Origin of the sequence: Kitasatospora sp. NPDC036755 (assembly GCF_040636595.1) — a bacterium.
Lineage (GTDB): Bacteria > Actinomycetota > Actinomycetes > Streptomycetales > Streptomycetaceae > Kitasatospora.
On the sequence record NZ_JBEZUT010000046.1, the window covers coordinates 18027 to 28146 of the forward strand.

The 10120-nt window shown below is 73.4% G+C and carries 9 protein-coding genes and 1 pseudogene; 8 read left to right on the forward strand and 2 right to left on the reverse strand.

The window, feature by feature from the left end; all coding sequences use genetic code 11:
* The first annotated feature begins 105 nt into the window (after window positions 1–105).
* The 7 genes and pseudogenes from pelF (at window position 106) to AB0E96_RS10070 (ending at window position 7925) form a co-directional block, all read left to right on the forward strand.
* On the forward strand, window positions 106–1620 hold the full coding sequence (pelF, locus tag AB0E96_RS10040) for a GT4 family glycosyltransferase PelF (RefSeq protein WP_359820827.1): 1515 nt from the start codon (window positions 106–108) through the stop codon (window positions 1618–1620).
* 73 nt (window positions 1621–1693) lie between these two features.
* Window positions 1694–3214 carry a hypothetical protein gene (locus tag AB0E96_RS10045; RefSeq protein ID WP_359820830.1) on the forward strand — a complete coding sequence of 507 codons (1521 nt, stop codon included), beginning with the start codon at window positions 1694–1696 and terminating at the stop codon, window positions 3212–3214.
* Between the two features lie 161 nt (window positions 3215–3375).
* Complete coding sequence (locus tag AB0E96_RS10050; RefSeq protein WP_359820832.1) at window positions 3376–4368, forward strand: SDR family NAD(P)-dependent oxidoreductase; 993 nt, start codon at window positions 3376–3378, stop codon at window positions 4366–4368.
* A gap of 75 nt (window positions 4369–4443) precedes the next feature.
* Window positions 4444–5145: pseudogene (locus AB0E96_RS10055) on the forward strand (sugar phosphate nucleotidyltransferase); the annotation flags it as partial.
* A gap of 125 nt (window positions 5146–5270) precedes the next feature.
* On the forward strand, window positions 5271–6188 hold the full coding sequence (locus tag AB0E96_RS10060) for an NAD(P)-dependent oxidoreductase (protein WP_359820835.1): 918 nt from the start codon (window positions 5271–5273) through the stop codon (window positions 6186–6188).
* The gene (locus tag AB0E96_RS10065; RefSeq protein WP_359820837.1) at window positions 6185–6880 is read left to right on the forward strand and encodes a spherulation-specific family 4 protein; all 696 of its coding nucleotides are present in this window, start codon (window positions 6185–6187) and stop codon (window positions 6878–6880) included. Before AB0E96_RS10060 ends, AB0E96_RS10065 begins: the two co-directional genes overlap by 4 nt.
* 22 nt (window positions 6881–6902) lie before the next feature.
* Complete coding sequence (locus AB0E96_RS10070; RefSeq protein WP_359820839.1) at window positions 6903–7925, forward strand: endo alpha-1,4 polygalactosaminidase; 1023 nt, start codon at window positions 6903–6905, stop codon at window positions 7923–7925.
* A 54-nt stretch (window positions 7926–7979) separates the two neighbouring features.
* On the opposite strand, the gene AB0E96_RS10075 is transcribed toward AB0E96_RS10070, so the two are convergent.
* Window positions 7980–8180, reverse strand: coding sequence for a hypothetical protein (locus AB0E96_RS10075; RefSeq protein ID WP_359820841.1), 201 nt, complete (start codon window positions 8178–8180; stop codon window positions 7980–7982).
* A gap of 154 nt (window positions 8181–8334) precedes the next feature.
* Here AB0E96_RS10075 and AB0E96_RS10080 point away from each other — a divergent pair, with 154 nt between their 5' ends.
* Window positions 8335–9288 (forward strand): aldo/keto reductase, encoded by a 954-nt coding sequence (locus tag AB0E96_RS10080; protein WP_359820844.1) that lies wholly within the window; start codon window positions 8335–8337, stop codon window positions 9286–9288.
* A gap of 129 nt (window positions 9289–9417) precedes the next feature.
* Here the strand turns inward: AB0E96_RS10080 and AB0E96_RS10085 are convergent.
* Window positions 9418–10120 (reverse strand): C40 family peptidase (locus AB0E96_RS10085; RefSeq protein ID WP_359820847.1); only part of this gene is annotated, 703 nt, incomplete at its 5' end.

Below are 10120 nucleotides of genomic sequence, written 5' to 3' on the forward strand. Positions count from 1 at the left end.
ACCGCCGTCGGCGGGGTCGGGCCGGTCACCCGGCCCGGCCCCGCCACGGCTCCCGTTCCGGTCATCCAGGCCGGAACCGACGCAAGAACAGGAGGGGGGACAGGAATGCGCGTCACCCTGCTCACCGAGGGGACGTATCCGCACCAGCACGGCGGCGTGAGCGTCTGGTGCGACCAGCTCGTCCAGGGCATGCCGGACGTCGAGTTCGACGTCATCGCCGTCACCGGAACCGGGCACGAACCACTGGCCTGGGAGCTGCCCGCCAACGTGCGGTCGGTCACCACCGCCCCGCTGTGGGGACCGGCCTCGGAAGGCCGTCCGCCCCGCGGCAAGGAGATGCGGCGTTTCCTCAACGCGTACGAGCGCTTCCTGCACTCCATCCTCGACCCGGTCTACACCACCCACTTCGGCACCGAGCTGTACAACTTCGCCGACCTCGCCCGGCACGGGGTGCTCAGCCCGGCGCTGCGCAGCGAGCGGGCGCTGCGCACCCTCCAGCACGTCTGGACCCGCGACTACCTGCCGACCGCGGTCTCGCGGCCCACCCTGCACGACGCCCTGAACGCCACCGACCTGCTGGAGCACGCCCTGCGGCCGCTCTCGGTCGAGCCGCCCAAGGACGGCGTCGCGCACGCGGCCAGCGGCGGGCTCGCCACCCTGCCGGGGCTGATCGCCGCCCAGCAGTACGGCGTACCGTTTCTGCTGACCGAGCACGGCATCTACCTGCGTGAGCGCTACCTCGGCTACCGCACCGGCCCCTACCGCTGGCCGGTCAAGGCGCTGCTGCTCGGCTTCTACCGGATGCTCGCCGAGGAGAGCTACCGGCAGGCCGCCCTGGTCACCCCCGGCAACCGGTACAACCGGCGCTGGGAGGAGCGCGGCGGCACGCCGTCCTCGCACATCCGCACCGTCTACAACGGGGTGGACCCGGCGGCCTTCCCGCCCGCCGGCCCCGAACCAGAGACGCCGACCCTCAGCTGGGCCGGCCGGGTCGACCCGATCAAGGACCTGGAGACGCTGATCCGGGCCTTCGCCATCGTCCGGAAGGAGATCCCCGAGGCGCGGCTGCGGCTCTTCGGCGGCACTCCCAAGGGCGGCGAGGCGTACCGGGACGGCTGCATAGCCCTGGCCGCCGAGCTCGGCATAGCCGAGTCGGTGGCCTTCGAGGGCCGCGTCGCCGACATCACCGACGCGTACGCGGCGGGCAACGTGGTCATGCTGTCCAGCATCAGCGAGGGCTTCCCGTTCACCCTGATCGAGGCGATGTCCTGCGGCCGCGCGACCGTCTCCACCGACGTCGGCGGCGTGCGCGAGGCCGTCGGCGACACCGGACTGGTCGTCCCGCCGCGCGAACCCGAGCCGATGGCGGCCGCCGCGATCGAGCTGCTGCGCGACGCCGAACGGCGCGCCCGGCTCGGCGAGGGCGCCCGGCTGCGGGTGATCGAGCAGTTCACCCTCCGCCAGAACATCGACGGCTTCCGCGGCATCTACACCGAACTCCTGGGCACCGCCCGCTGGATGCCCGGCGGCGTCGTCGCCGTGGCCGACCGGGTCCCCAGCCCCGACTGGGACCAGCAGCTGGCCGCCGCCCGCCCCGAGCCGAGCGAGGTGGGCGCGTGAGCGAGCGCAGAGAGCGAACCATGAACAGGCGCGCGTCCCGCGAAGCGGCCGCCGAGCACGGCGAGGTGGGGGCATGAGCGGTCCCCTGCGCCTGGTGCCGGACGAGGCCGGTCCCGAGCACACCATGCAGCTGCGCACCCTGCCGCTCAAGCGCCGCCGCCCCGCCCTGCCGGAGCCGGAGCCGGAGGACTCGCTCTACCTCTCCGCGGACCCACTGGACGAGCTCGCCGAGCGCCTGCGCGACGTCTGCGCCGACGCCGTCCACCCCTACGAGATCGCGGCCTTCCTGGAGTCCGACGGCCTCTCGGACGAGCAGGCCGCCCTGCTGTACGGCCGCCCCGACGCGTTCACCGTCGCCGAGGAGCTGTTCGAGAAGGTCGAGCGCCGCTACCCCGGCCCGAGCTCCGAGTTCGCCAACCCGTGGCGGGCCGACCCCTGGCGCTGCGTGGTGCGCGGCCTGGTGTTCGCCCTGCCCGGGCTCGGCTACCTGCTCGGCGCCAACCTGTTCGCGACCACCCGGATGCGCTTCGGTCTGCCCTCGGGCATGCTCGCGCTGTCCGTCGCCACGCTGGTCAGCTGGGGTTTCAACCAGGCGCTGGCGCACCGCTCCTATCGCTGGCTGGGCCGGCTGCGCCGCCGCGAGGCCGCGCTCTGCCTGGCCGTCGGGGCTCCGGTCGGCGCGCTGGTCGCGGCCGCCGCCGCGTACGTGGTCGGCGGCCCGCTCGGGGCGTTGTGCTTCGCGGCCGGGCAGTCCTGCTACCTGGGCGCGGCCACCGTGCTGCTGGTGCTCGGGCGGGAGAAGTTCCTGCTGCTGGCGCTGGCCCCGGCCTCGGTCGGCGCGGGCGTGGTGCTGGCCGCAGACGTCCCGCAGCTGGTCCGCACGATCGTGCTGCTCGCCTCGCTGGCGCTGGCGGTCGGACTGGCCGTCCGGGAGCTGCTGGTCTGCATCCGCGGCGGCGAACGGGAGTCCGTCGAGCTGAAGCTGCCGGTCCGCCAGGAGGTCCCGCACCTGCTGTTCGGTCTGGCCTGCGGCGCGCTCACGCTGATCGCCGGCCTCGGCGGGACCATCCACGAGGCCGTGCAGACCGGCGGCCACCCCGCGCAGACGACGTCGACCACCCCGACCGGGCCGGCCATGATCGCGCTGACGCTCAGCCTGGGCCTCGCCGAGTGGCTGCTCTTCCGCTACCGGGCGCTGGCGGTGGCCGCGCTGCGCACCAGCCACACCAGCGGCCAGTTCTCCCGCCGCACCGGCGCGATCCTGCTCGGCTGCCTGTTCATCTACCTCACCACCGTGGCCGCGCTGGACGCCGCCGCGACCCTGCTGTGGCCCGGCGCCCCCGCGCTCGGTGTGCCGCAGCTCGGCGCGATGCTGCTCCTCGGCGGCTCGCTCTGGCTGGCGCTGCTGCTGAACGCCTTCGGGTTCAGCTGGAGCACCGCCCTCGTCTGTCTGGCCGCCGCGGTCGCCGAGAGCGCCGGGCTGCTGGCAGGTGCGGACCCGATCGTCCTGCAGCTGTTCGGCTGCGGGTCGGCCGCCGTCGTCCTCACCGCACTGGCCGGGCCCGCGCTCGGCCGCACCACCCAGCACCGCTGAACACGCACCATCCAGCACCGCTGTACACATCGAATATCCCGCACGCCTCCTTTCGCGTGCACCGCCGTACCCGCTCCACCTGAGACACCCATCGGGCCAACGGCGGCCGGTCACCGCAGAGACACCGGCCGCCCCGGCAGATCGAGAAAGCGAAAATCCGCATGAGCAGCGTCGCGGTTACCGGAGCCGAGGGCTTCATCGGCTCCCACCTCGTCGAGACCCTGGTCGCCGACGGGCACCACGTCCGCGCGATGGTCCAGTACAACTCCTTCTCGTCCTTCGGCTGGCTGGAGACCCTGTCCGAGGAGGTGCTGGACTCGGTCGAGATCGTCCTCGGCGACGTCCGGGACCCGGGCTCGGTCAACGGCCTGGTCAAGGGCACCGAGGCGGTCTACCACCTGGCCGCCCTGATCGCGATCCCGTACTCCTACCGCGCCCCCCACTCGTACGTGGACACCAACGTCACCGGCACCCTGAACGTGCTGGAGGCGGTGCGGCACCTGGAGATCCCCCGCCTGGTGCACACCTCCACCAGCGAGACCTACGGCACCGCGCAGACCGTGCCGATCACCGAGGACCACCCGATCAACACCCAGTCCCCGTACGCCGCCTCCAAGGCGGGCGGGGACCGGCTGGCCGACAGCTACCACGCCAGCTTCGAGACCCCGGTCGTCACCCTGCGCCCGTTCAACACCTTCGGCCCGCGCCAGTCGATGCGCGCCGTCATCCCGACCGTGATCGCCCAGGTCGCGGCCGGCCAGACCGAGATCACCCTCGGCGACCTCCGCCCGACCCGCGACTTCATGTTCGTCAAGGACACCGCCAACGCCTTCCGCACGGTGGGCACCGCGCCCGCCGACGCGGTGGTCGGCCGGACCTTCAACGCCGGCACCGGCGGCGAGATCTCGGTCGGCGACCTGGTCACCCTGGTCGGCAAGCTGATGGGCGTGGACCTGCTGGTGAAGGAGGACGAGCAGCGCATCCGTCCGACCAACTCCGAGGTCATGCGCCTGGTCGCGGACGCGACCCGGCTGCGCGAGGCCACCGGCTGGGCCCCGGCCTTCAGCCTGGAGCAGGGCCTGGAGCAGACCATCGAGTTCTTCCGCGACCCGGCCAACCTGGCCCGCTACAAGACCGACATCTACAACGTCTGACCCGCCGCACCCGATCTTGCTCGTCCTGGTACTCAAGGTTCGTGTCCTGCACATCCTTTCCGTGGGGGAATCACCATGCACGCAGTGATCCTGGCCGGCGGTAAGGGCGTCCGTCTCCGCCCGTACACCACCGCGCTTCCCAAGCCGCTCGTTCCGATCGGCGACCAGCACGCGATCCTGGAGATCGTGATGCGCCAGCTCGCCGCCGCGGGCTTCCAGAGCGTCACCCTTGCCATCGGCCACCTCGGCCACATCATCCGCGCCTACGTCGGCAACGGCTCCCAGTGGGGTCTCCGGGTCGGCTACGCCGTGGAGGACAGCCCGCTGGGCACCATGGGCCCGCTGCTCACCATGCAGGAGCGCCTGCCTGAGCACTTCCTGGTGATGAACGGCGACATCCTGACCGACCTGGACTTCGCCGGGGTGCTCAAGCACCACGAGGCGTCCGGCGCGCCGCTGACCATCGCCACCTACGCCCGCCAGGTCAAGATCGACTTCGGCGTGCTGACCGCCTCCGAGGGCACCATCACCGGCTTCCAGGAGAAGCCCAGCATCGACTACCGCGTCTCGATGGGCGTGTACGGCGTCTCCCGCTCGGCGCTCGCCAAATACACCCCCGGCCTGCCACTGGGCTTCGACGAGCTGGTGCTGGACCTGCTGGCCGCCGGCACCCCGCCCTCCGCCTACGAGTTCGGCGGCTACTGGCTGGACATCGGCCGGCCCGACGACTACGACCGGGCCAACGCCGAGTTCTCCACCATCCGCCCGGTCCTGATGCCCTTCGAGTCGACCGGCACCACACCGGCCGTCGCGGAGCTGCCGATCCCGGCCGCCCGCACCGCCCCGGACGACCAGCCCGCCGAGCCCGCCACCGCGGGTGTGGAGAGCGACGGACGGGCCGCGTGAGAATCCTGCTCCTCGGCGGCGACGGCTTCCTCGGCCGTCACGCCACCGCCGTCCTGCGGTCACTGCCCGGTGCCACCGTGCTGACCGCGGGCCGGCGGCCCGCCCACGACCTCCGGCTGGACCTGGCCACCGCCCAGGCCGGCCCGCTCGGCGAGGAACTGTCCGCGCTGGCCCCGGACGCGGTGGTCAACTTCGCCGGCGCGGTGGCCGGCAGCGCGGTCAAGCTCGCCGAGGTGAACGCCCGCGGCCCGGCGGTGCTCTGCGAGGCGCTCTCCCTCGGCGCCCCGAAGGCCCGTCTGGTGCACATCGGTTCGGCCGGCGAGTACGGCGTCTGCGGACAGGGCGAGTCCCTGGCCGAGGACGCCGACGCCCGCCCGGTCGGCGTGTACGGCGCGACCAAGCTGGCCGGCTCCCTCGCGGTGGCCGGCTCACCGCTGGACGCCGTGGTGCTGCGGGTGTTCAACCCGGTCGGCCCCGGTGCCCCGGCGGGCTCGTTGCCCGGCCGGCTGGCCGGCGAGCTGCGCCGGGTGGCGCCCGAGGGCGCCGACGGCGTGATCACGGTCGGCGACCTCTCGGCCTACCGCGACTTCGTCGACGCCCGGGACGTGGCGAAGGCGGTCGGCCTGGCCGTCGCCGCCGACCGTCCGCTCCCCCGGGTGCTCAACCTGGCCTCCGGGCACGCCCGGCAGGTCCGGGCGATCGCCGACGGGCTGGTCGCCGCGGCCGGCTTCACCGGCCGGATCGACGAGAGCGGGGCGGGCTCCGAGCGCTCGGCCGCGGTCTCCTGGCAGCAGGCCGACGTGTCGGCCGCCGCCCGGGAGCTCGGCTGGCGACCGGAGACGGACCTCGCCGACACCCTGCGCGACCTGTGGCTCGGCACCGCCGGGCCCACCCCCGACCCGGTGGTCGCATGATCGCCGGGCAGACCCCCGACGGCCGCCTGCTGGTGCCGCTGTACGTCCACCCCGCGGTGGACCCGGCGGCCTGGCAGGCGGTCGCCGCCGCCGACCCCGCCCGGATCGCCGCCGTCGTGCTCAACCTCGCCGACGGCCCGGGGGAGGTCCCCGACCACGTCTTCACCGAGGCCGCCGACGAACTCCGCGCCGCCGGGCTGCCGTTGGTCGGCTACACCGACACCGACTACGGCCGCCGACCGCACGCGGCCGTGGTGGCCGACATCCTGACGTACCGTCAGCGACACGGCATCACCGGCGTCTACCTCGACCAGGTCACCACCCACCCGGGCGCGCTGGCGCACTACCGGCGGCTGGCCACGGCCGCCCGCGCGGCCGGCTGCGGCACCGTGGTGTTCGGCCACGGCGAGCACCCGGACCCGGGCTACGCCGAGGTCGGCCTGGCCGACCTGCTGGTCACCTTCGAGGGCGACTGGGACGCCTACCGCGCCATGACACTGCCGCTGTGGACCGGCCGGCACGCGGCCTCCCGCTTCTGCCACCTGGTCTACGACGTCCCCACCGAGCACGCCCAGGACGCCGCCGCCCTGATCGCCGCCCGGCGAGCCGGCGTCGGCTGCGCCGTACCGGGAGCCGGGGAGAACCCCTGGCGCACCCTGCCGTACGGCCTGAACGCCGCTGAACTGACCTGACCCGATCCGGAGTCCGACTACCGTGAACAGCCGCAACCGGCTACTACCGGCCGCCCTGGCCCTCGCCACCGCCACCGCCCTGCTGGTCAGTTCGTGCAGCAGCTCGGGATCGGAGGACGACCAGGACCAGGCCGACGGCACCCCGAGCGCCTCCCCCGCGGCCACCGCGCCGAGCACCCCCGGCACCCCCGACCCGACCACCGCGGCCCCGGACACCCCGGCCCCCGCACCCACCACCCCGGGCACCACGGCCCCGGCCCCGGGCACCCCCGGCGGCGGCCCGCCGCCCGCCACCCCGCCGGGCACCGGCACCCCGCCGGGCAACCCGGCACCGCCGCCGGCCGGCGCCCGCTGGCAGCCCACCCCGGGCCTGGCCTGGCAGTGGCAGCTCGGCGGCGGCGTGGACCAGTCGGTGGACGTCCCGGTCTACGACATCGACGGCTTCGAGAACGACGCCTCGGTGGTGGCCGCGCTGCACGCCAAGGGCCGCAAGGTGATCTGCTACATCAACGCCGGCTCCTGGGAGGACTTCCGCCCCGACTCCGCCGCCTTCGCCAAGTCCCTCCAGGGCTCGGACACCGGCTGGAAGGGCGAGAAGTGGTTCGACATCCGCAAGCTCGACCAGCTGCGGCCGCTGATGGCCGCCCGCTTCGACATGTGCCGGAGCAAGGGCTTCGACGCCGTCGAACCGGACACCATCGAGGCCTACAACCAGAACAGCGGCTTCCCGCTGACCGCGGACGACCAGCTCAGGTACAACCGGATGCTGGCACAGCTCGCCCACGAACGCGGCCTGGCCATCGGTCTGAAGAACGACCTGGACCAGATCCCGGCGCTGCTCGGGGACTTCGACTTCGCGGTCAACGAGGAGTGCGCGCAGTTCGACGAGTGCGACCGGGTCGCGCCCTTCGTCAAGGCGGGCAAGGCCGTGTTCCACGTCGAGTACAAGCTCGACACGGACCAGTTCTGCGGCAAGGCCAAGTCGCTGGGCTTCAGTTCGATGCGCAAGAAGCTGGAACTGAACGCCTGGCGCAAGCCCTGCTGAGGTGTTCCACTCCCGTCGCGCGGGGGGCCCGGACGAGGGCCACCCGCGCGAGGGTCACTTGACCGCCAGCCAGACGACGCCGCCCAGGACGACCAGTGCGACGACGGCGACCAGCGCGATCACGCCGGTGCGGCTGCCGCTCTTGCTGCTGCCGTAGGTGGAAACGTTGCCCGGGGCCTGGGGCGCGGGGGTCTCGTCGACGAACGCCCGGAACATCTGGGTGCTGCCGGCGGGGTCGTAGTCGTTGTCAGCCATGGCAGGGACTCTAACGAATCGGCCCACCTCGGGCACACCCCGGACCCCCGTCGCGAGGAACACACCACCCCCACGTGCGACGGCGGTACGACGACCCCATGAAGACCTCCGGGCCCCCGGAATGCCTCGTCCCGCAGTCGGGTTGACTGGGACCATGACCGGAAACCACAGCCGGGTGAGCCTCGGCACCTCCGACCTGTCCGTCTTCCCGCTCGCCCTCGGCGGCAACGTCTTCGGCTGGACGGCCGACGAACGGCAGTCGTTCGCCGTCCTGGACGCCTACGCGGCGGCCGGCGGCAACTTCCTCGACACCGCGGACGTCTACTCCTCCTGGCTCCCGGGCAACAGCGGCGGCGAGTCCGAGACCGTCATCGGCAACTGGCTGCGCAGCCGCGGCAACCGCGACTCCATGGTGGTCGCCACCAAGGTCGGCATGCTCGCCGAGCGCAACGGTCTGGGCGCCGCCACCATCAAGGCCGCGGCCGAGGACTCCCTGCGCCGCCTGGGCATCGAGCGGATCGACCTCTACTACACCCACCGGGACGACGACACCCCGGTCGAGGAGTTCGTCACCGCACTGGACGAGCTGGTCCGCGAGGGCAAGGTCCGGGCGGTCGCCGCCTCCAACGTCTCCGCCGAGCGGCTCTCCGAAGCGCTGTCCTTCGCCGAGCGCGAGGGCCTGACGAAGTACGTCGCCGTCCAGCCGCACTACAACCTGGTCGAGCGCGGCAGGTTCGAGGGCCCGCTGGCCGACGCCGCCGCCGAGCACGGCCTGGCCACCGTCCCCTACTACGCGCTGGCCTCCGGGTTCCTGACCGGCAAGTACCGCCCGGGCGCGGACGCCGTGGACAGCGCCCGGGCCGAGGGCGCCGCCCGCTACCTGGCCGACCCGCGCGGGCCCAAGGTGCTGGAGGCGCTGGACACCGTCGCCGCCGAGCAGGGGGTGGAGCCCGCCTCGGTCGCCCTGGCCTGGCTCGCCGCCCGCCCGACGGTCGCCGCCCCGATCGCCAGCGCCCGCACCGTCGAGCAGCTCCCTCCGCTGCTGGCCGGCGTCGCCCTGGAGCTCACCCCGGAGCAGACCGCCCTGCTGGACGCCGCCTCCGTCTGAGCCGCCCGACCGGCGCCGTGACGGCCCCGGTCGCACGGAACGGGCCCCCGGCAGCGGCTTGCTCCCGGAGGCCCGGACCGGCTCGCGGCCGGGGCCGGCGGCTGCGGCACGGTGGCTACCGCTCGGTGGTCACGGCCGCCCGAAGTGGGTCGGGTAGTAGCCCTGGCTGAGGGTCGAGATCCGGACGGTCGTGCCCGGCCGCGGCGCCTCCACGAACTTGCCGCCGCCCAGGTAGATCCCCACGTGGTGGATGCCCGAGGCCCGGCCGCTGTCGGACCAGAACACCAGGTCGCCGCGGCGCAGTTGCCCGGCGCTGATCGGCGTGGTCGCCGCGTACTGGTCGTCGGCCACCCGCGGCAGGCTGATCCCCGCGCGCCGGTAGGCCTGCTGGACCAGCCCCGAACAGTCGTAGCCGGACGGCCCGTTGCCGCCCCAGACGTAGGGCTTGCCCAGCTGGGCGAGCGCGTAGCCGATGGCCGACTCCATGTTCCCGGAGGCCGGTGCGGAGTTCGCCGACGGACGGCTCGCGGGGGGTGCGGGCTGCGCGGGAGCCGGGGCGGAACCCCCGCCGGACTGCCCGGTGCGGCTCGCGTAGACGTCGTAGTGGCTGGTCCAACGCCACTCGCCGGAACCGTTCTTGAACCAGTACTTCGACCCGTCCCAGCCCTGGCGCATCCCGCCGGAGGAGGCCGAGCCGTTGGAGACGGCCTGGCCGCCGGAGCCGGCCGAGCCGCCAGACTGCCCGGTGCGGCTCGCGTAGACGTCGTAGTGGCTGGTCCAACGCCACTCGCCGGAACCGTTCTTGAACCAGTACTTCGACCCGTCCCAGCCC